Origin of the sequence: Flagellimonas alvinocaridis, assembly GCF_004916895.1 — a bacterium.
Taxonomy (GTDB): domain Bacteria; phylum Bacteroidota; class Bacteroidia; order Flavobacteriales; family Flavobacteriaceae; genus Flagellimonas; species Flagellimonas alvinocaridis.
In genome coordinates, this window is the sequence record NZ_SNTZ01000007.1 from 19,960 (window position 1) to 43,952 (window position 23,993).

The following is a 23,993-nucleotide window of genomic DNA, read 5'->3' on the forward strand; positions in this document are numbered from 1 at the left end:
CGACCCTTGCGAAAGCAACGAACGTATACAATTTCCGACCCAGACACTATTAAGCAGTCCTTGTTGCACTGGATCAGGGATTATGAAAAGATTGTATGGTTGGATGACAATGACCATCGTAATGATTACCACTCCTATGATGCGGTTTTGGCTGTTTCTCGCCAGACAGACGATCTAAAGGATATCAATTCATTGCAAGGACTAAAGAATATTGTTCGGGATAATCGAGATTGGTTGTTTGGGTATTTTTCATACGACCTTAAAAATGAATTGGAAGACTTGTATTCCCATAATTTTGATGGATTGGGATTTCAGACCTTGCAGTTTTTTCAGCCTGAAAAGATCATATTGCTCAACGGAAAAGAATTGACCTTCTTGTATTTGGAGCATTGTGATGAGGACATTGAAAGTGATTACGAACAACTTTTGTCAAATAGGGGAGTGTTGCAAGAAAAGAGAATCGCATCCACTCCCATCCGAATAAAAATGCGTATCCACAAGGATGCCTACTTTGAAAAAGCCAACCGTTTTCTGGGGCATATCCATCGCGGTGATATTTACGAGGCCAATTTCTGCCAGGAGTTTTATGCTGAAGATAGCATCATAGACCCTTGGGAAACTTACAAGCGCCTGAATACCATTTCACGACCTCCTTTTGCCAGCTTTATGCGGTTGAACGAGAGATATCTTCTCTGTGCTTCACCAGAGCGCTATTTAAAAAAGACAGGACAAACAGTTATTTCCCAGCCAATTAAAGGTACTGCACCCCGAAGTAGGGATAAGAAGGAAGATGAAAAGCTAAAGCAGCGACTGACCCAAGATGAAAAGGAGCGTGCAGAGAATATCATGATCACCGATTTGGTTCGCAATGATCTTTCAAAAAGTGCGCTAAAAGGAAGTGTTTTTGTTGAAGAGTTATGCAAAGTATATCCTTACAAGCAAGTGCATCAGATGATTTCGACGGTAGTTGCCACTATGCCAAAAGACAAAAATCCGGTCGAGCTTATTGAAGAGACCTTTCCCATGGGTAGCATGACTGGGGCACCGAAGATTTCGGCCATGAAGATCATTGAGGAATTGGAAGAAACCAAAAGAGGCTTGTACAGTGGCGCTGTAGGCTATTTTGACCCCAAAGGGGATTTCGATTTTAATGTGGTCATCCGAAGCATTCTATACAATGCCACCAACAACTATGTGTCCTACTCGGTAGGTAGTGCCATTACGGCAAAGTCGGACCCCGAAAAGGAATACCAAGAATGTTTGCTAAAAGCCAAAGCCATGCGAAACGTCTTGGAAGCGAGCTGATCTTTATTGCTATTTTTGTGTCATGCTGAAACGGTTCACTGAACATATCAATTCCAATCTCCCTCTCCTAAGGGAAAGACCACTTTTATTGGCCTGTAGTGGAGGAGTGGACAGTGTGGTATTGGCCCAGTTGTGTACCTCATCGGGTTTGAAGGTAACCTTGGCCCATTGCAACTTTCAATTGAGGGGGGATGAAAGCGACGCAGATGAAACTTTTGTCCAAGAGCTTGGTGAAAAGTTGGGGGTGAAGGTGATTACCAATCAGTTTGATACGGAAAAATATGCCGAAGTACATAGAGGGTCCATTCAAATGGCAGCAAGAGAGATGCGCTACCAATGGTTCAAGGAGCTTCTGGGAACAGGGAAGTTCCATTTTGTATTGACGGCACATCATGCCGATGACGATTTGGAAACCTTTTTAATCAATCTGTCTCGGGGAACGGGCATTGAAGGGCTTACGGGGATTCCCATCCGGAATGAAAAAGTAATTCGCCCCTTGTTAAACTTTTCAAGGCAAGAAATCTTGGATTATGCCAAGGAAAATACATTGGAATGGAGGGAGGACAGCAGCAATGCGGAGAGTAAATACCTTCGCAATAAAATCCGATTGGATATTGTGCCCCAACTTAAAACATTGCATCCTTCTTTTTTGGAAAACTTTAAACGGACCCAATCCCATTTAGAGCAGACCAAGTCTTTGGTGCACAATTACATGGAGGATATCAGGACTAAGCTGTTCATGAGGCATGGGGATACCGCCAAAATAGAGGTGGCGGAACTAGCAAGGTTGGTCCCCTTGCAATCTTATTTGTATGGACTACTGCATGAATATGGTTTTACCGAATGGAACGATGTCAAAGATTTGCTGAATGCCATGAGCGGTAAGGAAGTGCGTTCCAAGACTCATCGTTTGGTAAAAGACCGTACCCATCTGATTTTATCCCCGATTGAAACCACACTGGAACAGGTGTTTTGGATTTCGGAAGAAGTAACGGAAACGGAAAACCCCATCAGTCTTCGGTTTGAAAACGTTAAAACCATTGAAAACACAGGAAGAAACACCATCTATTTGGATAAGGAAAAGTTAAACTTCCCGTTATTGTTAAGGAATTGGGAAAAAGGCGACTACTTTTATCCCTACGGAATGGATGGAAAGAAGAAATTGTCCAAATTTTTCAAGGATGAAAAAGTGGATGTTATTTCCAAAGAAAAGCAATGGTTGCTATGTTCCAACGATACTATTGCCTGGGTTGTGGGAAGAAGGGCGGACAAACGGTTCAAGGTTGAGGATTCAACCAAGGATATTTTAAAGATTACACTGGTTACATGAGGTATTTTTTACTTGTATTTGGTTTTTTTATTACTACCCTTGCCCTTTCTGCGCAAACAGATGCAGACCCTGCACTTTGGAGTCATGAAGTAAAAAAAATATCGGACACCGAGTACGAATTGGTCTTTAAAGGCAAGATCATGGATGGTTGGCATGTGTATTCCCAATATACTGCCGAAGGGGGTTCTTTGCCTAGTGAGTTCACCTTTGAAAAGGCTGGAGAGGATTACGAACTTATTGGTAAGGCTTCTGAGAGTGAAACCATTAAAGAATACAGTGATATTTTTGAAGTAGAGGAGACCTTTTTCAAAAAAGAGGCCATTTTTACCCAGAAAATAAAACTGATCAATCCAGCTATTCGACAGATATCGGTCAATCTCTTTTATCAAATCTGCAAAGAAGTCTGTATTCCCAAAGATGTATTGTTCCAAATTTCGTTGGATGGCAATGCATTTGCTGAAACCAAAAAAGAATTGGATGAGCGCAGCCTGGCCTTGGGCGAATCGCTTCGGGTGGAACTAAAGAACAAATCTTTATTGAATCAAGGAGGACTTGGTGGGGCGGATGGAAAATCCAATTTGTGGATGATATTTGGTCTAGGATTTTTAGGAGGGCTTATTGCCTTGCTCACTCCCTGTGTTTTTCCTATGATTCCATTGACGGTTTCTTTTTTTACCAAACAGTCACAGCAGAAATCAAAAGGAATTGCCAACGCCGTTTTGTACGGATTTTTTATTGTGTTGATTTATTTCTTGTTGAGTTTGCCCTTTCACGTATTCAATTCGGTAGACTCACAAGTATTGAATACCATAGCCACCAATATTTGGCTTAATGTCTTCTTCTTTGTCATTTTTGTGGTTTTCGCTTTTTCATTTTTCGGTTATTATGAACTCACTCTACCCAGTTCATGGGCCAATAAGATGGATTCAGCCTCATCAAAAGTAGGAGGAGGTTTGGGAATCTTTTTTATGGCTTTGACTTTGGCCATTGTATCCTTTTCATGCACGGGGCCAATTTTAGGAGGACTTTTGGGGAGTACAACCCTCGCTGATGGTGATGTGGCCACCAATTTAACGGTGGGCATGGTAGGCTTTGGCCTGGCATTGGCCTTGCCCTTTGCGCTCTTCGCCCTTTTTCCAGCGTGGTTGAATTCTTTGCCCAAGTCTGGGGGATGGATGACCACCGTTAAAGTGGTTTTAGGTTTCTTGGAGCTGGCCTTGGCCTTCAAGTTCCTCTCCAATGCAGATTTGGTAGGTAATTGGGGAATATTCAAAAGAGAGATTTTCTTGGGTATTTGGATTGTACTATTTGTGCTCATGACCCTTTACCTTTTTGGGTTGTTCCGCTTTCCACACGATGGTCCCAAACAAAAATTGTCCGCTACCCGCAAAATGTTCGGTCTTTTCGGATTGGCATTTTCGGTATACTTGGTGCTGGGGATCTTCAATCTTATACCATTAAAACTTTTGAGTGGTTTTCCACCTCCTGATTTTTATAGTGTTTCCCAAACCGAGAGCGATTGTCCATTGGGATTGGATTGCTTCAAGGATTTTGACGAAGGCGTTGCGTATGCCAAAGAAGTCAATAAGCCCATTTTGTTGGATTTTACAGGTTGGGCTTGTGTGAATTGTAGAAAGATGGAGGAAAATGTATGGAGCCATTCCAGTATATATCCTCTGTTGAAGGATGAGTATGTTCTTATTTCACTTTACGTAGATGACCGAAAAGAGCTTCCCGACTCCGAAAAGTTTGATTTTCAGTACGATTCCGGAAGAATAAAAACCATAGAAACCATTGGTCAAAAGTGGGGGACCTTCCAGACCATTAACTTTAATGCCGCATCGCAACCGTATTACGTATTGCTATCCCCAAATTTGGAAATATTAAATGATGCTGTGCAATATGTTGATGTAGAGACCTATGAAAAATGGTTGCGTTCAGGACTGGAGAAGCATCAACTTTCCATGAATAAATAACAGTTATTTTTAGTTGGTTTTTAATGCATTCAAGAAAATAAACTTACCTTAGAATGCTAATTAGCTTAACCAAAATTCCATGAAAAAGATAAAAAAGGTACTCTGGGCAATAGCCATTTTGCTACTGCTCATAACCGTTGGAGCGCTTATTTTTGTCAACTCACTTAAACCTGATTATTCTGGAGAAAAACCATTGCCCGGTTTGCAGGAAGAAGTCAAGGTTTTTTATGACACCTATGGCATTCCCCATATTTATGCCGGCACAGAGGTAGATGCCGTAAAGGCGTTGGGGTATGTACATGCCCAAGACCGACTTTGGCAAATGGAATTATTGCGCCGTGTGGCCACTGGAAGACTTTCAGAGGTTTTTGGAGAGGATTTGGTGAAAACGGACAAGTTTTTTCTCTCTTTGGGTATAGATGAGTATTCGGCCCAAACAGTAGCTAATCTCAACATGAAGAGTGACATGGTGGTACTTTCAAGAGCCTACCTTGATGGAATCAACGAATTCATAAAAAAAGGACCGACCCCTGTAGAGTTCCATCTCACTGGATTGGAAAAAGAGCCTTTTATACTGGAAGACATTTATAATGCAGTTGGTTATATGGCTTTTAGTTTTGCCATGGCTCATAAAACGGACCCGCTGCTAACCAGTTTGCGCGATAAGTTGGGAGAGGAATATATGCGCGATTTGGCTATAGATTCCGACACTTCTACCGTATGGATCAAAAATTATCGAAAAACTTCCATGGATTCATTGGCTGTGGATATTACCAAAAGTGTAACCCAAGCATTGGATAAGTTACCAATACCTCAATTTATTGGAAGCAATAGTTGGGTCATTGCGCCTGAAAAAACCAAAAACGGCAAGGTTATTTTTGCCAACGACCCCCATATTGGTTTTGCTCAGCCTTCTGTATGGTACGAGGCGCATGTAAACACCCCAAACTACGAAAAGTACGGGTATCATATGGCGGGCATTCCGTTTCCAATTTTGGGCCATGATAGGAACTTGGCTTATGGAATGACCATGTTCGAGAATGATGATATTGATTTCTATTATGAAGAAGTACACCCATCGGATAGTACAAAATACAAGGTTGCCAATACATGGTTGGATTTTGAGTATGTGAACAAGACCATCAAGGTGAAAGATGGTGAAGATATATCCTTTACGTACAAAAAGACGCACCATGGCCCTGTCTTAAATGGCATTGCTGACCAGATTTCACAAGAAAGGCCTGTATCCATGTCCTGGGTCTATACAAAGCCCAAGAATGAGGTTTTGGATGCCCTATACGGAATAAGCCATGCCGCTAATTTAGATGAGTTTAAAAATGCCTTGCCCAAAATTCACGCTCCAGGGCTCAACATTATGTATGGGGATTCAGAAGGCAATGTGGCCTGGTGGGCTGCGGCAAAACTCTACCAAATGCCTGATAGCTTGTCCACAAAATTTATTTTGGATGGAGCAACAGGGAAAGAAGAGCCATTACATTATATAGACTTTTCGGAAAACCCAAGTGCGATCAATCCGCCTTGGCATTATGTGTATTCTGCCAACAATCAACCAGATTCGATAGCCGGACAGCTTTATCCAGGATATTATTTGCCCGAGAACAGGGCTAAACGCATTGTGCAATTATTGGATGCTAAGAATGATTGGGATAAAACCACTGCATCTGAGATGATATTGGATGTTACCTCTTCCGTTAATCCTTCCTTGATCACAGAACTAATCAAAATGTTCGATGTAACCTTGCTTACCAAGGAACAATTGGTACAGGTAGATTCCCTAAAAAACTGGGATGGCCGTTACTCCTTGAACAGTACGGTACCTACCTTATACCACAGATGCGAATATTTTACTGTAAAGAATACCATGGAAGATGAGATGGGTGAAGAAATGTTCAATAAGTTTTTGGCAACCCATCTCTTTAAACGACAGATTGCATGGGGCGCTAATATGGCCGAAGGGCAGTGGTGGGATAATGTGAACACCAAGGATGTGGTGGAAACCCGCAGGGACATAGTCTTAAAATCTTTTTCGGATGCATGGATTTCCCTGGTAGAGGACTTTGGTCCTGATCCCAGCCAATGGACATGGGACAAGGTTCATACATTGGAACATCCGCACCCAATAGGTCAGGTGGAATCACTGCGAAAATACTTCAATGTGGGGCCGTTCTCGGTTGAAGGAAGCCGTGAGGTTATCAACAATTTAGCTTTCCCCTACGATAGCACAGGGCTTTACAAAGTAAACTCTGGGCCGTCTACCAGACGTATTGTTGATTTTTCAGATATAGAGAACAGTATCAGCATTTTGCCCACAGGGCAATCAGGTAACCCGTTCAGCAAACACTACAAAGATCAGGCGGAAATGTATGCACAAGGCAAGTTCCGAAAAATGATGATGAACCAAGAAGAGATTGAAAGTACTGCGGAATCCGTACTTATCTTCACTAAAGAATGATGTCGTTAAAAAAATCCGTTGGTTCTAAATAGGCTTACGTCAACTGGGAACCCGGTATCCGTCAAACGGGGGATAATTGTTGATAGAGATTATTTACTTTTTGGGATGATTTAACAAGAAGTCCCAAATGCTCATAAAAGTCTATGGAAGCGCCGTATTTGGCATCGAGGCAACAACCATTGTTGTAGAAGTAAATATTGATAAAGGCGTGGGTTACCATTTAGTCGGCTTGCCCGACAATGCCATAAAGGAAAGTAATTATCGGATAGCTGCAGCTCTGCAGAATATTGGTTACAAAATTCCCGGTAAGAAGATTACGATCAACATGGCCCCAGCCGATATGCGAAAAGAAGGTTCTGCCTATGATCTTACCTTAGCTTTGGGGATATTGACGGCTTCAGAACAAATTAAATCCAATGGTATTGAAGATTATTTGATCATGGGTGAGCTTTCGTTGGACGGGAGCCTTCAGCCCATAAAAGGTGCCTTACCCATAGCCATAAAAGCACAAGCGGAAGGATTTAAAGGATTTATCCTTCCCAAGGACAATGCTTCCGAGGCCGCAGTGGTCAATGGTTTGGAAGTTTATGGTGTAGAGAACATTAAGGAAGTAATTGATTATTTTGATTGCGGAACCCCACTGCATCAAACCATAGTAGATACCCAAAAGGAATTTTACAATAATATAGACCATCCGGAATTCGATTTTGCCGATGTAAAGGGGCAAGAGAGCATAAAACGATGCATGGAAATTGCGGCAGCTGGCGGGCATAATATTATTTTGATAGGACCACCGGGAGCGGGAAAGACCATGTTGGCCAAGCGACTACCTTCCATATTACCACCAATGACCTTGCAAGAGGCCTTGGAGACTACTAAAATCCATAGTGTGGTGGGGAAGGTTAAAAATCAAGGCTTGATGAGCCAAAGACCTTTCAGGAATCCACACCACACCATAAGCAGTGCTGCATTGGTAGGCGGAGGAGGTTATCCACAGCCCGGTGAAATTTCCTTGGCCCATAATGGAATACTTTTTTTGGACGAGCTTCCGGAATTTGAACGAAGGGTGTTGGAAGTAATGAGGCAACCCATGGAAGATAGGGAAGTCACCATAGCCAGGGCCCAATACACCGTAACTTACCCCAGTAGTTTTATGTTGGTGGCCAGCATGAACCCAAGTCCTTCAGGATATTTCAATGACCCGGATGCCCCGGTGACTTCATCCCCAGCAGAAATGCAACGATACCTTGGCAAGATATCAGGGCCCTTGTTGGACCGAATCGACATTCATATTGAGGTGACCCCAGTGCCTTTCGATAAGCTATCAGAGGAAAGGAACGGAGAGGATAGCTTTATGGTTAGAAAGCGTGTAATGGCAGCACGAGAAATACAGATTCAAAGGTTTAGGGATACGGAAAGTATACATTACAATGCGCAGATGGGCCCCAAGAACATTAGAAAATTCTGCGTTTTGGACAATCCGTCCAGAGAACTTTTGAAAATGGCCATGAAGCGGTTGAACCTTTCTGCACGGGCCTATGATAGGATATTAAAAGTATCTAGAACCATTGCTGACTTGGAGAATGCTTCCCATATAAAAGAAAACCATATTTCCGAAGCTATTCAATACAGAAGTTTAGATCGTGAGGGGTGGTTAGGGTGATTTTCTTGAATGAATAGAAGAGGTTATAAGGACTTCATATTCAAAATGATAAAAAAACTCGAAAAAAACGGCAAAAGTGCAAAAAATACGTTAAACATTGTTTTTCAATCGGTTATTGAAAGAATTATACAATAATTTTGCAGCCGTTTTTAAATTAGTGTACTGTAATGCAATGTGTAGAGTTGAATCCTGCAGGAAATTTCGACCCGTGGGAGCAAGAGAAGATAGATGAGTTGCTGCATCAAGAAATTACACAATCGTTGAGCGATCGGTTGGTGTTTGAAAATGAAAGTGTGAAATTATGGGAGCTACGCCTGGCACCACGGCAACGGATTCCTTTTAGAAAGCACAATACCAATTATGGTTGGGTGTGTACAACAGGTGGATTGGCCTTGACCCGTTACGGGAATGGCAAAATAGACATGGTTAAGTTGGATTCAGGGGATACTGAATATTTTGAGTATCGGGGGAAAAACTATATAAACGATTTGGAGAACATTGGGGAAGACCCCATTGTCATCAACATTTTGGAATATAAGGAAACCAAGTTGGACAACAAGTTGCAGTTTTGCAACTAGATAGCCTTGATGTTTGCTTTAAGACCAGAGATGATCCCCAAAATATTCTGAACGGTATCTTCAAGATAGTACTTCACGGCCAAATGGGGAATCCGTATGGTTGTAAACCCATTTTTAAACGAGTGCATGGCATCTTCTAAATCGTTGATGGCTTGCTCATGGGTAATCATATTGTAATCTTTGTCTATTTCTATATTGAGTTTTACCCGGGAAATGGCAATGTCCACGGAGCGTTTGCCATCCCACCATTCCAACATGGGGTTGGCCCCAGCTTCTTTTAGTGCGTAAAAGAGTTGTATGGCCTCTAATGGGGTATTGTTATTTAGGATGACCCTTTTAATGAGTCTGGTATGTCTTTCGCAAAGTGCTACACTTAGGGAGTCTAAAGATTCCCTGTATTGTTCGTGTCCGATACTTCTGGCGCAATCCTTACATGTCATAAGTATTTGTTCGGTTTAGGTCTATGTATGATTTGGGATTATTATAACTTTTGCTTTTCCATTATCGTATAAATTGTCGATATAAAACACCCCACTTTTAGACGAAATGCATTTTTTTGGATGAAATGCAGCATTTCTCCCAATATCCTCTTATTTTGAACGCCAAGAAATCAACACGGATATGTGGAAAAAAATTGGCCCAGGGGTTTTGGTGGCTGCAGCATTTGTGGGCCCCGGTACCATTGCCATGTGTACTTTGGCAGGGGTTCGGTTTGGTTATGCCCTTATCTGGGCTTTGTTCGTATCCATTCTGGCCACGATTGCACTTCAGGGAATGGCCGGAAGAATAGGGGTAGTGGCACAAACAGGACTTGTGGATGTGGTAAAAAACGAGCTGACAAGTCCTTGGGCAAAAAAAATAGTGGTAGCGATGGTCTTGGGAGCCATTCTAATTGGTAATGCAGCTTATGAGGCTGGAAATATTGGCGGTGCCACCTTGGGACTTGAACAACTTTTTCCCGATAAATCACTAATGCCTTTTTATCCACTTTTAGTGGGAGTTGCAATCTTTCTTTTGCTTTGGTTCAGCAATTATAAATTGTTGGAGCGGATTTTTGCGGGATTGGTTGCTCTAATGGGCGTATGTTTTGTGATATGTGCTTTTTTGACCCAGCCTTCCGTTTCGGATATATTACAAGGTATGTTTGTTCCTAGCCTGCCCGAAGGCAGTTTGTTGACCATTGTTGCCTTGGTAGGAACCACTGTGGTGCCCTACAACCTTTTTCTCCATGCCTCTTTGGTAAAGGAAAAATGGAAATCCGATAAAGACTTGAAAGCGGTGAAGTGGGATACGGCCATCTCCATTGGGTTGGGTGGTCTGGTATCCTTGGCTATCTTGGTCACCGCTTCTGCGGCACCTATAGATGATGTAAACCATGTTTTGGATATGGCCAGGGGCTTGGAGCCACTATTTGGAAAAATGGCGGTACATCTTATGGCCATTGGTCTATTGGCTGCTGGCGTCACTTCTGCCATAACCGCATCCCTTGCCGCTGCTTTTGTGGCTAGCAGTTGTTTTGGTTGGAGTGGGGGAATGCAGGACAAAAGGTTCAAAATGGTTTGGAGCTTTATATTGTTCTGTGGAGTTTTCTTTTTATCGTTTGATATAAAACCTATTCAAGTCATCCAATTTGCCCAGATGGCGAACGGAATACTGCTGCCCATAATGGCAATTCTGTTGTTGTGGATTGTGAACCGAAAGTCAGTAATGGGGTCTTATAGAAATACCACAGCTCAGAATGCTATCGGAGTAGGCATTGTGGGATTTACCATTTTTTTAGGCTTGAAAAGTATTCTCACCGTAACGGGATTGTTGTAGATGAAACAATGGTTTATAGATATTAATTGCGATGTGGGAGAAGGAATGGGCAATGAAGCTTTGCTTTTTCCCTACATAAGCTCCTGTAATATTGCTTGTGGTGGACATGCCGGAGATGAAACCACCATGCGACGGATTGTAAATTTGGCCAAAAAGCATCATATAAAGGTAGGGGCGCATCCTTCCTATCCGGACAAAGTGAATTTTGGAAGGGAGGTCATGGATATTTCACCCCAAGAACTACAGAACAGCATCCGGGATCAGTTGAAAACTTTTATGGAGGTTTTGCAAAGTGAGGAGGTCAAGCTGCATCATATTAAGGCGCATGGGGCTTTGTACAACCAAACAGCAAAGGATGAAAATTTGGCCGAAATCTATTTGGATGCGATAAACCAGTATAAGGAGAAGGCATTTTTATATGTTCCGTTTGGCTCAGTGATGGAGTCAAAGGCCCTGCTCAAAGGTTATAAAGTTCGATTTGAGGCTTTTGCGGACAGAAACTATACCGATGATTTGGAATTGGTTTCCCGAAAACTGGAAAATGCTCTAATTCAGGACCCTAAAAGTGTCTTAAAACATATGGTTCCAATGATAAAGGAGAATAAGGTATTGACGGTCTCAGGTGAGGAAATAAAAATTGAAGCACAAACTTTTTGTGTGCATGGCGATACCACTTCCGCATTGGAAATATTGATGTATCTTTCGGAAGAATTGCCCAACCACCAGGTACTATTACAAAAGTGAAAAGTTACCCCATAACCATCAAGCCCTTTGGAGAACGTGCCATACTTATTGAATGGCCCAACCAAGTTGAAGAAGCCATTTTGGCGAACATCCTCGATTTTTATGATGCTTTTAAAGAGTTGAAACTTCCTGGTTGGGAGATGTCCGTTGCATACAATTCCTTGACCATGGTATGCAATAAAGAGCATTTGGATTTTGAGCAAATCAAAAAGGTGGTTTTGGACTGTCACGCCAAGTTGGAGAATATTAAAATAAGGCGGGCCCAACATTTATGGCAGATACCAGTGTGTTATGATTTGGAGTTTGGCATTGATTTGGAAGAAGTCGCCAAGAAATTGGAACTATCCATCGAGGAGTTGATTCTACAGCACACATCACATCAATATGTTGTCTATGGGATAGGTTTTTTGCCGGGATTTATGTATTTGGGTGGATTGCCCCAAACCTTGGAAATACCCAGACGGGCAGAACCTCGGTTACAAGTGGCAAAAGGCTCCGTAGGATTGGCGGGTAAACAAACGGGCATTTATCCACAGGACTCCCCTGGAGGATGGAACATCATTGGGAATTGTCCGGTGAATCTATTCAACCCAAAATTAAAGGAACCTTGTTTTATAAAGGTTGGGGACAAAATACAATTTCAGCAAATATCCAAGGCCGAATACGACTTGCATAAAATAGAAGGGGAGGTAGGCATTTATAAACCTGAAAAAACTGAGTTGAATGCTTAAGGTTTTAAAATCGGGCTTTTTTACAACCATTCAAGATTTGGGTAGATTTGGATACCGTGATATTGGAGTACCTATTTCTGGGGCCATGGATACGGATTCGGTAAAAAAAGCCAATCTTCTTTTGGAAAATGACCCAAATGCGGCCGTATTGGAGATTACAATGACCGGACCAACACTCCAGTTTGATGCCCCCACTGCTATATGCCTCTCTGGAGCCAATATTTCCGCTACGCTTAACAATATACCCGTTGAGAATTATCAGGTAGTGCAAGTGTCATCGGGGGATATTCTTTCTTACGGCAAATTAGAAGCAGGTCTTAGGGGATACTTGGCTGTTAAAGGAGGTTTTCTAACCGAAAAAGTTTTGCAAAGTCGTTCCCAGTATTTCCCAGTCACATCAAAGAAAAGAATTAAGGATGGGGATGGGATTCCGTATGAAAAGGCTGCTTACTCGCCAATGATATCGGAAGTGAAGATTGAAAATCATTTTTTGGCCAAGGAATTGGAAGTGTTCAAAGGCCCTGAGTTTGATATCCTGTCTGATACACAATTAGCAGATATTTTTTCAAAACCATTCACGGTGTCCAAGGAAAACAATCGCATGGCATACCAACTTAAGGAAGTGATCCCGGGCCATGAAGTGTCCATGCTCACATCTGGAACCTTGCCGGGAACCGTCCAGTTTACTCCCGCAGGCAGATTAATTATTTTAATGAAGGACGGGCAGACCACAGGTGGATATCCAAGGGTACTTCAGCTCTCCGAACAAGCTATGGACATACTGGCACAAAAGAAAATGGGAGATAAGCTCTCATTTAGGCTTGTATAAAAAATCAAATATTTTTTAAGGATAGGTTTGTTTCAGAATATTTTTTTGTAACATTGACGTATGAAAAGAACTATTCTAGTCAACGGTGTCGTCATTATTGTTCCAAATTTGGAATGATACAGACTTGCTGTTGATGGAAAGGGCCTGTATCAAATTTGATACAGGCCCTTTTCTTTTGGAATAAAAAATAAATGAATATTGGATTTTTTTCAGCACAAATAGCTGATAATCAGTATGGTATATTGATTATAATTCAAATGGATTTAAACAGCCCGAAACTGTTAAAAATATAGGGTTTTTTAAACATCTATCTTTGAATTACTGAAGTAAATTCAATAGAAATCTCGATTTGAACGAAATTTGATAATGGAACTGAACAAGTTTAGTAAAAATGTGACCCAAGACCCAACCCTTCCCGCTGCACAAGCCATGTTGCATGCCATTGGGTTGACCGATGAAGATTTACAAAAACCATTGATAGGCATCGCCAGTACAGGTTATGAGGGAAATCCTTGTAACATGCACTTGAACGATTTGGCATTAGAGGTGAAAAAGGGAGTGGAGTCTACCAATATGGTTGGGCTCATTTTTAATACCATTGGAGTCAGTGATGGAATTTCCAACGGAACGCCCGGAATGCGGTATTCACTGCCCTCGCGGGACATTATCGCAGATTCTATGGAAACTGTGGTTCAAGCCATGAGTTACGATGGTTTGGTGACCGTTGTGGGTTGTGATAAAAACATGCCGGGAGCTTTAATGGCACAATTGCGTTTGAACAGACCTTCCATTTTAGTGTATGGAGGAACCATTGCTCCAGGATGCCACAATAACAGGAAATTGGATATCATTTCCGCATTTGAAGCGTATGGACAAAAGGTGGCGGGAACCATTGATGAAACCGAATATAAGGAAGTAATCCACAAAGCATGTCCGGGTGCCGGAGCATGTGGAGGAATGTATACGGCCAACACCATGGCATCGGCCATAGAGGCCATGGGAATGTCTTTGCCGTTTAACTCCTCAATACCAGCTGTGAACCAAAATAAGAATGCGGATTGTGAAGCTGCAGGGACTGCCTTACTGAATCTACTGCAAAAGGACCTCAAACCAAAAGATATCGTCACTAAAAAGTCATTGGAAAATGCATTTAGACTGGTAACGGTTTTAGGTGGATCTACAAATGCTGTCCTGCACTTTATGGCTATTGCCCATGCTGCGCAGGTGGACTTTACTTTGGATGATATCACAAGGATAAGTGAAACCACTCCTTTACTGGCCGATTTAAAGCCCAGTGGGAAATACCTCATGGAAGATCTTCATAAGGTTGGGGGTGTTCCTGCGGTCCTAAAATATATGTTGAAGAAGGGGATGCTTCATGGAGATTGCATCACAGTTACAGGTAGAACATTGGCTGAAAATTTATTGGATGCCCCAGACTTGGCAGAAGGGCAGGACATTATCAGACCTTTGGACCAGCCTATCAAAGAAACGGGACACATTCGAATTCTTTATGGCAATTTGGCCTCGGAAGGTGCTGTGGCCAAGATTACAGGTAAGGAAGGTTTGAGTTTTACCGGTACCGCAAGGGTTTTTAACAGTGAAGTTGAAGTAAACGAAGGCATTCATACAGGAAAAGTACAAAAAGGAGATGTGGTGGTCATTCGCTATGAGGGACCAAAAGGAGCTCCTGGAATGCCCGAAATGCTGAAACCCACCTCTGCCATTATGGGCGCAGGTTTGGGTAAAGATGTTGCGTTGATTACCGATGGTAGGTTTTCAGGAGGGTCCCATGGCTTTGTGGTGGGGCATGTTTCTCCCGAAGCACAAGTTGGTGGAGGAATAGCATTGGTGAAAGATGGGGATGAAATAACCATAGATGCTGTTAAGAATACCATAAACATCAATATTTCGGATGAAGAATTCGAACAAAGAAAAAAGGCGTGGAAGCAACCTGAACTGAAAATAAAATCAGGAAGTCTATATAAGTACGCTAAAACGGTTTCATCCGCCTCAAAAGGATGTGTTACTGATTTATTTTAAAAAAACATACAATGCCCATATTGGGAAAGGATAGTATTTCCAAAAATTAAGGCTCATGGAAACATTGAAAGCACAAAAAAAAGAGAACAAAAAGACTACATCTATACGCATAACCGGTGCAGAAGCAATTATACATTGTCTTTTGGCAGAAGGTGTGGACCTTATCTACGGCTACCCTGGTGGGGCCATTATGCCAGTATATGACGAATTGTACAAGTTTCAAGACAAGCTGACACATATTCTTACAAGACATGAGCAAGGAGCTACCCATGCGGCACAAGGATATGCACGCGTAAGTGGAAAAGTAGGTGTGGCCATGGCTACTTCAGGACCTGGCGCTACCAATTTGGTGACAGGACTGGCTGATGCACAGATAGACTCCACACCAATGGTATGCATTACAGGTCAGGTGTTCAGACATTTGTTGGGTTCCGATGCATTTCAGGAAACTGATATTGTTGGAATTTCAACTCCAGTGACCAAATGGAATTACCAAGTTACCCGTGCTGAAGAAATCCCCGAAATTATGGCTAAGGCTTTCTATTTAGCTAAATCGGGGAGACCGGGCCCGGTATTGGTTGATATCACCAAGAATGCCCAAGTGGAAGAGTTTGATTTTGTGTATGAAAAGTGCACAGGGGTAAGAAGTTATAAACCGGCTCCTGAGCCCGATTTGAAGACTATTGAGGCTGCAGCTGAATTGATTAACAATGCCAAAAAGCCCTACATTGTTTTTGGGCAAGGAATTATTTTGGGTGAAGCTGAAGAGGAACTCAAGGCTTTGGTGGAAAAAGCTGGTATTCCCGCAGCATGGACTATTTTGGGGCTTTCTGCCTTGGATACAAGCCACCCTATGAACGTGGGTATGGTAGGTATGCACGGAAATTACGGTCCTAATGTCCTAACAAACGAGTGTGATGTCCTTTTGGCCATAGGAATGCGTTTTGATGACCGGGTAACCGGTAATCTGGATACCTACGCCAAGCAGGCCAAGATCATTCATTTTGAGATAGACCCTGCGGAAATAAATAAAAACGTTAAGGTGGATTTGGCTGTTCTGGGAAATGCCAAACAGACCTTGGACTTGCTTTTGCCCTTGGTGAACAAGAACGAACACAAAGAGTGGAGAGCGGAGTTTGACAAGAAGCACCAAATAGAATTTGACACCGTCATTGAAAAAGATATTCACCCAACAAAGGAAAAACTAACCATGGGTGAAGTTGTGGAGCAAATAAACATTGCTTCCAAGCATGAAGCGGTTATTGTTACAGACGTTGGTCAACATCAGATGATTGCATGCAGATATGCTAAGTTTAAGCAGACCAAGAGTAATATTACTTCGGGAGGATTGGGAACCATGGGATTTGCCCTTCCTGCGGCCATTGGGGCCAAAATGGGAGCTATGGATCGTGAAGTAGTGGCCATCATAGGAGATGGGGGCTATCAAATGACCATCCAGGAGCTTGGAGTTATTTTCCAACATAATGTCCCTGTAAAAATTGTGGTATTGAACAACGACCACTTGGGAATGGTGCGCCAATGGCAAGAGCTGTTCTTTGAAAGCAGATATGCCTCTACGGTAATGACGAACCCAGACTTTGTCAAGATTGCTGAGGGGTATCATATCCAATCCAGGAGAGTAACGGAGCGCTCGGAACTTAAATCTGCCATTGAAGAAATGATGGCCTCCAAAAATCCGTATTTCTTGGAAGTTAAAGTAGAGAAAGAAGATAACGTGTTTCCTATGATTCCAGCCGGAGCATCGGTTTCCGACATAAGGTTGAAATAAATGGATCAAGCCCAAATTTTGGACGCACCGTCCAAGTATACGGCTTTAGTGGCCAAGTCAAGAGAAATGGGGTTTTCCATGTGCTCGGATATGTATGTGGGCACCCTCTTGAAAACCTTGGTGGCGTCAAAACCCAAAGGGAATTTCTTGGAGTTGGGCACTGGGATAGGTCTGTCCTTGTCATGGATGATCAAAGGAATGGATGGAGATTCGCATAGTACCAGTGTGGACAACGATTCGGAGCTTGTACAGATTGCCAGCACCTTTTTTAAGGAGGACTCCCGAGTGAAACTGATTTGTGCCGATGCAGGTGAATGGTTGGAATCCTATGAAGGCAAGCCTTTCGATTTGATTTTTGCAGATGCTTGGCCCGGAAAGTATAGCCATCTGGACGGAACGTTGGCTTTACTGAAGGTAGGTGGGTTTTACATCATCGACGACATGATAAGACAACCCAATTGGCCCGCGGGTCATGAGGAAAAGGCAAAAGAATTGATTCAAGAATTGGAAAGGAGAGAAGATATAACAATTACAAAAATGAATTGGTCCACTGGACTTATAGTTGCGGTTAAATTAAAATGAACATGAAAAATCAATGGTATACCATATCGGTGTATTCCGAAAACAATGTGGGATTGCTCAACAGGATATCGGGAATATTCTTAAAGAGACACATTAACATAGAAAGCTTAAATGTCTCAAAGTCAGAAATTGAAAATGTATCAAAATTCACGATTGTGATTCATTCCACAGAAGATTGGGCACGCAAGATTGTCAATCAGATTGAGAAGCAGGTAGAGGTAATCAAAGCCTATTACCATACAGACGATGAGACCATTTATCAAGAATCGGCTTTGTTCAAAATAGCATCGCATTTGTTGTTTGATGAACGCCAAATTCAAAATATCATCAAAGAAAGCAATTCTCAGATTGTTACTGTGAGCAGGGATTTCTTTGTCTTGGCCAAAACAGGTCGACGCCATGAAATTGACGAAATGCACGATGCCCTTGAACCATATGGTATAATGCAGTTTGTTCGTTCGGGCAGGATAGCCGTGAGCAAGGCGGCTATGCCGATCACCAACATTTTAGCAGAATTTCAAAATCAATAAATAGAAAATCAAATACAGAAAATGGCAAATTACTTCAACACACTATCACTTCGCGAGCAATTGACCCAATTGGGAAAATGCAGGTTTATGGACCCCAGCGAGTTTGCTGATGGTGTTACCGCTCTAAAAGGTAAGAAAATTGTAATTGTGGGCTGTGGGGCCCAAGGGTTGAACCAAGGGTTGAACATGAGAGATTCCGGATTGGACATTTCCTATGCGCTGCGGGGAGCGGCCATCAAAGAGAAAAGACAATCTTTTAAGAATGCTTCAGAGAATAACTTCACGGTAGGTACCTACGAGGAATTGATCCCTACCGCAGATTTGGTCATCAACCTGACTCCGGACAAGCAACATACCAATGTGGTAAGCACTGTTATGCCCTTGATGAAGAAAGGCGCTACACTTTCCTATTCCCATGGATTTAACATAGTGGAGGAGGGAATGCAGGTACGTGAAGACATTACTGTTATCATGGTTGCTCCTAAGAGTCCTGGTTCTGAAGTACGGGAAGAATACAAGAGAGGTTTTGGTGTTCCTACGCTAATAGCCGTTCACCCAGAAAATGACCCTGAAGGAAAAGGGTTGGAACAAGCCAAGGCCTATGCTGCTGCTACCGGTGGTGATAAGGCTGGTGTGCTTGAATCTTCCTTTGTGGCTGAGGTAAAATCAGATTTGATGGGGGAGCAAACCATTCTTTGTGGATTGCTACAGACAGGATCTATCCTTTCGTTCAATAAAATGATCGAAAAAGGCATTGATGCGGGATATGCATCCAAATTGATTCAATACGGTTGGGAAACCATTACTGAAGGGTTGAAACAAGGCGGGATTACCAATATGATGGACCGTTTGTCCAACCCGGCCAAAATCAAAGCCTTTGATTTGGCAGAGGAGCTGAAGGACATTATGCGTCCTTTATTCCAAAAGCATATGGATGACATCATGAGTGGTCATTTCTCTAAAACCATGATGGAAGATTGGGACAATGGTGATAAAAACCTATTGGATTGGAGAGCAGAAACTGGAGAGACTGCATTTGAAAAGACACCTGCAGGAGATGTGGCCATTTCTGAGCAAGGCTACTATGATAATGGGGTGTTAATGGTTGCTTTCGTAAAATCTGGTGTGGAACTGGCCTATGAGACCATGACAGAATCTGGAATCATTGGGGAATCTGCTTACTATGAGTCTCTACATGAAACTCCATTGATTGCGAATACCATAGCAAGAAAGAAATTGTTCGAGATGAACCGGGTAATTTCCGATACCGCTGAGTATGGTTGCTATTTGTTTGACCATGCTTGTAAGCCTTTGTTGACCGATTTCATGAAAAAAGTGGAAACAGACGTTATTGGCAAACACTTTGGAGAAGGAAAAGACAGCGGTGTGGACAATGTTAAGCTAATTGCAGTGAACAAAGCTATTCGCGAACATGACGTAGAGGTTGTGGGAGCTCGTTTGCGTGCATCAATGACGGCTATGAAGCCTATAGCATAATATAGATATTGGCCCCATGAAGAAGACCGTGGATGCCTATTTCCCTCAAATAGCGGACATATACCAAGCTGCAAAGACGATTGGCCAGGTGGCCGAGGTTACGCCTTTACAACAGAGCATCCGTTATTCAAAAAAATATGGGGCCAATATTTTATTGAAAAGAGAAGACCTGCACCGCGTTCGGAGTTACAAGATTCGAGGTGCATACAATAAAATCAGTTCGCTTTCCAAAGAAGAATTAAAGAGAGGGGTTGTCTGCGCCAGCGCAGGTAACCATGCCCAGGGCGTGGCCTTTGCTTGTAGTCATTTGCAGGTAAAAGGAACCATTTACATGCCTGTAGTGACCCCAAGACAAAAAATAGACCAGACCATGATGTTTGGCGGCGATTGGGTAAAGGTGGTTTTGGAGGGAGATACCTTTGATGATTCCAATAAAGCAGCCCAATTATTTTGCGAGGAGGAAGGAAAAACCTTTGTCCACCCGTTTGATGATGAAAAAATCATTGAAGGACAAGCAACTGTGGGATTGGAATTGCTTCAGCAGACCGATGTTCCAGTTGACTATGTTTTTGCTGCCGTAGGGGGCGGGGGATTGGCCTCTGGACTTTGTGCCACCTTTCATGCATTGTCCCCAAGTACCAAGATTATTGGAGTGGAGCCCCAAGGAGCCCCTTCCATGAAAGAATCCATCGATAATGGAAAACTAGTGGAGCTTCAACAGATTGACAAGTTTATTGATGGGGCCGCTGTTCAGAAAGTGGGGCAATTGACCTTTCCTATTTGTAGAGACCATCTTCACAAAATGGCGACTGTTCCCGAAGGGAAAGTCTGTCAGGCTATATTGGACTTGTATAATCGGGATGCCATTGTGGTGGAACCAGCAGGGGCATTGACTATTGCCGCATTGGATGATTTTTCCGATGAAATCAAAGGCAAGAATGTGGTCTGCATTATCAGTGGAAGCAACAACGACATTACCCGAACCGCCGAAATTAAGGAGCGTGCTTTGTTGTACGCCAATTTAAAGCACTATTTTATTGTGAGGTTTCCGCAACGTCCGGGAGCACTCAAAGAATTTGTTGCTGACATCTTGGGGCCTAACGATGACATTACTCATTTTGAATACTCCAAGAAATCGAGTAGGGAAAATGCCCCCGCAGTGGTGGGCATAGAACTAAAATCGGCAGAAGACCTGGAACCTTTGATCAAGAGGATGAAGGCCAACAACTTCTTTGGGGATTATCTCAATAATAAGCCTGATCTTTTTCAGTATCTGGTGTGACCTTTTTAACAAATTCTGAGCTTATTTTGAAACTGGTGTAAACTCTATCGTTTTCGATGGGAAACCTTTGAAAACAAGCCGATTTACAGCTATTTTTATGTTAGCTTTGTGATGAATGGGCGACTTTTTTTGAACACTAACAACAATAATCACAACCTATGCCTGCAACTAAAACTAAAATACCCGAAGCATTTCAAATTACTCAAGAAATCCACCAAGGAACCTACCTGGTCAATGGTGAACTCCGTAAATGGGAGGGCAGCACAACCCCTGTGGTTTCTACAATTTCTTCCACCAATGATTATGCCCCTACCACTTTGGGCAGTATTCCCGATATGGGAGAGCCCGAGGCCATGGAGGCTTTGGATGCGGCATTGGCGGCTTACGACAAAGGGCAAGGTGTATGGCCCACCATGAAAGTGAAGGACCGCATTGAATGCATGGAATCCTTTGTGAAGAAAATGGAGCAAAAGCGCGATGAGGTGGTGAAATTACTGATGTGGGAGATTGGCAAGTCGCTGCCAGATTCCTATAAGGAATTTGATCGTACCGTAGAGTATATTTATGATACCATTGAGGAATATAAGCAGTTGGATAGGGATAGCGCCAAGTTTCAAAAGCATGATGGGGTCTATGCCCATATTCGTAGAGGGCCACTGGGAGTGGTACTCTGTTTGGGACCATATAACTACCCGTTGAACGAAACTTTTGCATTGTTGATTCCTGCCATCATTATGGGGAACACTACTGTATTTAAACCTGCAAAACATGGAGTTTTGTTGATTACACCCCTTTTGGAAGCTTTTAAGAGTAGTTTTCCTAAAGGCGTGGTAAATATTCTTTTCGGAAGAGGGAGGGCCGTGGCGGCCCCCATTATGAAAACAGGCAAAATAGACGTCTTGGCCCTTATAGGCAATAGTAAATCGGCCAATGCATTACAAGAACAGCACCCCAAGAGCAACAGATTGCGCTTGGTGTTGGGCTTGGAAGCCAAGAACCCAGCCATTGTATTGCCCGATGCCGATTTGGACCTCACTATCAATGAATGTATTGCCGGTACGCTGTCCTTTAATGGACAACGTTGTACGGCGCTCAAAGTGGTCTATGTGCACGAGGATATCAAGGAAGAGTTCCTAAAGCGTTTCTCAGAAAAAGTCGATGCTCTTAAGTTTGGAAACCCGTGGGATGAGGGAGTGAACCTTACCCCGCTCCCAGAGCCCGGTAAGCCTGCCTATATCCAAGAACTGTTGGATGATGCCAAAACAAAAGGGGCCAAGGTGATGAACAAAAAAGGAGGAAAACATTTTGATAACTACATCTGGCCAGCAGTGTTATATCCGGTTTCCAAGGATATGCGGGTGTATGAAGAAGAGCAGTTTGGACCCATAATTCCCGTTGTTTCGTTCAAGGACATTGAGGAACCTTTGGATGATATGGCTGAAAGCAACTATGGTCAGCAGGTGAGTTTGTTCGGGAAGGATGTGTATACACTTTCACCGCTTATTGATTCCTTGGCAAACCTCGTTTGCCGGGTGAATTTGAACAGCTCCTGCCAGCGTGGCCCGGATGTGTACCCGTTTACGGGGCGAAAGGATTCAGCCCAGTCCACCTTGAGTGTACATGATGCCCTGCGTTCGTTCTCCATACGGACTTTTGTAGCCTTTAAGGACAACGACCTCAACAATGAGACCATTGAACAGTTATTGGAAGCTAAGGTGAGCAATTTTTTGAGCACGGATTATATTTTATAGCAGAACAGATTTCTCACATACTTCTTCGACTGAGCTCAGGATGACAGTTCGAAATGACAGGAACGCTTCGATGTCATTTCGAGTGAGTCCCGATGGTTATCGGGACAACGAGAAATCTCTAGTATTGCTTTGGTGTAAAAAAAAGCCTTGGCATCTCTCCAAGGCTTTTTTAATCAATGCAGACTACTTATTTCATAAATAGACAAGTGTGGCTTTGCATAATTAGTGTATTGATATTCATAATTATTATGATAGAAAGGCTGCTATATGTAAATAGAAATAAAGAGTCCTTACCGCAACCTATTTTCAACTTGCAAGACGGTAGTTCGTCGTTTTAAGAAGGTCAAAACTATAAAACTGACTCCTGAAACGATAAAACCTCCCAAAAAGATAAGATTGAAGTTGGTGCCCCCTATAATGAGCTCTCCAATCACATCAAAAACAAAAAAGATGACAAAGAGATTAAAGAGACCATTTTTCTCCTGCTTCAAGACTTTTTTCCAATTGAAGGTCATGATGGGGTGTCTATAATTTTTAAAATCGGGTATAAAGGCTGGAACCCTTTCGGACCAATGTAGATAGGTCATCCCAAACTTCTTGCGTAAAAATTGCTCTTCGGCGAACATGATACGCTCATAATATACCCAGAAAAGGAAACAGAACGCCATGATAAACCAAAAATTCCCGGTCAATAGGGCTGGGCCCAACCACATAAAGAAGTTGCCCAAGTAGAGTGGGTGACGCACTATGGAATAAATACCAGTTGTGTTTAATGTATCGGCCACTTGACCCTTTACATTACGGCCTGATGTGTTCTTGGGAACATAGCCAATGGTGATGACCCTAATGAATTGCCCCAGAATTCCTACGACCAAACAAAAGAGGCCATAGTAGAATTCGTATGGGGTGCCTTTAAGGAAAAATGTTTCGGGGTGTATTTCAGTATTGATGTATAAGCCTGCCCCAATGACAATAATAATTATGGGCAAAAAACTTCGGTGTCGAAATAACCAAATGCCCTGTTGTTCAAATTCCTCTTGTAGTGCCATCTTATTATTTTTGAGATTTTGTT

General features: G+C 42.6%; 19 protein-coding genes. 17 read left to right on the top strand and 2 right to left on the bottom strand.

The annotated features are described in order from the left end of the window. Window positions 1-6 precede the first annotated feature (6 nt). The 6 genes from EZV76_RS12410 to EZV76_RS12435 all read left to right on the top strand — a co-directional run bounded on the left by EZV76_RS12410 (window position 7) and on the right by EZV76_RS12435 (window position 9,325). Complete coding sequence (locus EZV76_RS12410; RefSeq protein ID WP_136566884.1) at window positions 7-1,305, top strand: anthranilate synthase component I family protein; 1,299 nt, start codon at window positions 7-9, stop codon at window positions 1,303-1,305. 22 nt (window positions 1,306-1,327) lie between these two features. Continuing rightward, window positions 1,328-2,635, top strand: coding sequence for a tRNA lysidine(34) synthetase TilS (gene tilS / locus EZV76_RS12415; protein WP_136566885.1), 1,308 nt, complete (start codon window positions 1,328-1,330; stop codon window positions 2,633-2,635). Further along, complete coding sequence (locus tag EZV76_RS12420) at window positions 2,632-4,611, top strand: protein-disulfide reductase DsbD family protein (RefSeq protein ID WP_136566886.1); 1,980 nt, start codon at window positions 2,632-2,634, stop codon at window positions 4,609-4,611. Before tilS ends, EZV76_RS12420 begins: the two co-directional genes overlap by 4 nt. A gap of 79 nt (window positions 4,612-4,690) precedes the next feature. Then, a complete protein-coding gene (locus EZV76_RS12425) occupies window positions 4,691-7,084 on the top strand; it encodes a penicillin acylase family protein (RefSeq protein WP_136566887.1) in 2,394 nt (797 codons plus the stop codon). A 127-nt stretch (window positions 7,085-7,211) separates the two neighbouring features. After that, window positions 7,212-8,747: a YifB family Mg chelatase-like AAA ATPase gene (locus EZV76_RS12430; protein ID WP_136566888.1), complete on the top strand. Its 1,536-nt coding sequence runs from the start codon at window positions 7,212-7,214 to the stop codon at window positions 8,745-8,747. A gap of 167 nt (window positions 8,748-8,914) precedes the next feature. After that, window positions 8,915-9,325: a hypothetical protein gene (locus EZV76_RS12435; RefSeq protein WP_136566889.1), complete on the top strand. Its 411-nt coding sequence runs from the start codon at window positions 8,915-8,917 to the stop codon at window positions 9,323-9,325. Here the strand turns inward: EZV76_RS12435 and EZV76_RS12440 are convergent. Next, window positions 9,322-9,765 (bottom strand): hypothetical protein, encoded by a 444-nt coding sequence (locus EZV76_RS12440; protein ID WP_136566890.1) that lies wholly within the window; start codon window positions 9,763-9,765, stop codon window positions 9,322-9,324. The genes EZV76_RS12435 and EZV76_RS12440 overlap by 4 nt on opposite strands. Window positions 9,766-9,946: 181 nt before the next feature. Between EZV76_RS12440 and EZV76_RS12445 the strand changes: the two genes are divergently transcribed. The 11 genes from EZV76_RS12445 (at window position 9,947) to EZV76_RS12495 (ending at window position 22,921) form a co-directional block, all read left to right on the top strand. Continuing rightward, a complete protein-coding gene (locus tag EZV76_RS12445; protein WP_136566891.1) occupies window positions 9,947-11,143 on the top strand; it encodes an Nramp family divalent metal transporter in 1,197 nt (398 codons plus the stop codon). Next, window positions 11,144-11,887 (top strand): 5-oxoprolinase subunit PxpA, encoded by a 744-nt coding sequence (gene pxpA / locus EZV76_RS12450; protein ID WP_136566892.1) that lies wholly within the window; start codon window positions 11,144-11,146, stop codon window positions 11,885-11,887. After that, window positions 11,884-12,618, top strand: a complete 735-nt coding sequence (gene pxpB / locus EZV76_RS12455) for a 5-oxoprolinase subunit PxpB (RefSeq protein ID WP_136566893.1) — start codon at window positions 11,884-11,886, stop codon at window positions 12,616-12,618. The genes pxpA and pxpB overlap by 4 nt, the downstream gene beginning before the upstream one ends. Further along, window positions 12,611-13,447 (top strand): 5-oxoprolinase subunit C family protein, encoded by an 837-nt coding sequence (locus EZV76_RS12460; protein ID WP_136566894.1) that lies wholly within the window; start codon window positions 12,611-12,613, stop codon window positions 13,445-13,447. The genes pxpB and EZV76_RS12460 overlap by 8 nt, the downstream gene beginning before the upstream one ends. Before the next feature lie 366 nt (window positions 13,448-13,813). Then, window positions 13,814-15,490, top strand: a complete 1,677-nt coding sequence (gene ilvD, locus EZV76_RS12465) for a dihydroxy-acid dehydratase (RefSeq protein ID WP_136566895.1) — start codon at window positions 13,814-13,816, stop codon at window positions 15,488-15,490. A 55-nt stretch (window positions 15,491-15,545) separates the two neighbouring features. Then, a complete protein-coding gene (ilvB, locus tag EZV76_RS12470; protein ID WP_136566896.1) occupies window positions 15,546-17,279 on the top strand; it encodes a biosynthetic-type acetolactate synthase large subunit in 1,734 nt (577 codons plus the stop codon). Beyond that, entirely contained in the window at window positions 17,280-17,861 is a 582-nt protein-coding gene (locus tag EZV76_RS12475; protein WP_136566897.1) for an O-methyltransferase, read from the top strand. 2 nt (window positions 17,862-17,863) lie between these two features. Then, window positions 17,864-18,391 carry an acetolactate synthase small subunit gene (gene ilvN, locus EZV76_RS12480; protein WP_136566898.1) on the top strand — a complete coding sequence of 176 codons (528 nt, stop codon included), beginning with the start codon at window positions 17,864-17,866 and terminating at the stop codon, window positions 18,389-18,391. Window positions 18,392-18,412: 21 nt separating this feature from the next. Then, the gene (gene ilvC, locus EZV76_RS12485; RefSeq protein WP_136566899.1) at window positions 18,413-19,888 is read left to right on the top strand and encodes a ketol-acid reductoisomerase; all 1,476 of its coding nucleotides are present in this window, start codon (window positions 18,413-18,415) and stop codon (window positions 19,886-19,888) included. Window positions 19,889-19,904: 16 nt separating this feature from the next. Next, window positions 19,905-21,170, top strand: a complete 1,266-nt coding sequence (ilvA, locus tag EZV76_RS12490) for a threonine ammonia-lyase IlvA (protein ID WP_136566900.1) — start codon at window positions 19,905-19,907, stop codon at window positions 21,168-21,170. Between the two features lie 158 nt (window positions 21,171-21,328). After that, window positions 21,329-22,921: an NADP-dependent glyceraldehyde-3-phosphate dehydrogenase gene (locus EZV76_RS12495; RefSeq protein WP_136566901.1), complete on the top strand. Its 1,593-nt coding sequence runs from the start codon at window positions 21,329-21,331 to the stop codon at window positions 22,919-22,921. Window positions 22,922-23,211: 290 nt separating this feature from the next. Here the strand turns inward: EZV76_RS12495 and EZV76_RS12500 are convergent, their stop codons facing one another. Further along, window positions 23,212-23,970 (bottom strand): methyltransferase family protein, encoded by a 759-nt coding sequence (locus EZV76_RS12500; protein WP_136566902.1) that lies wholly within the window; start codon window positions 23,968-23,970, stop codon window positions 23,212-23,214. Window positions 23,971-23,993: the final 23 nt, after the last annotated feature.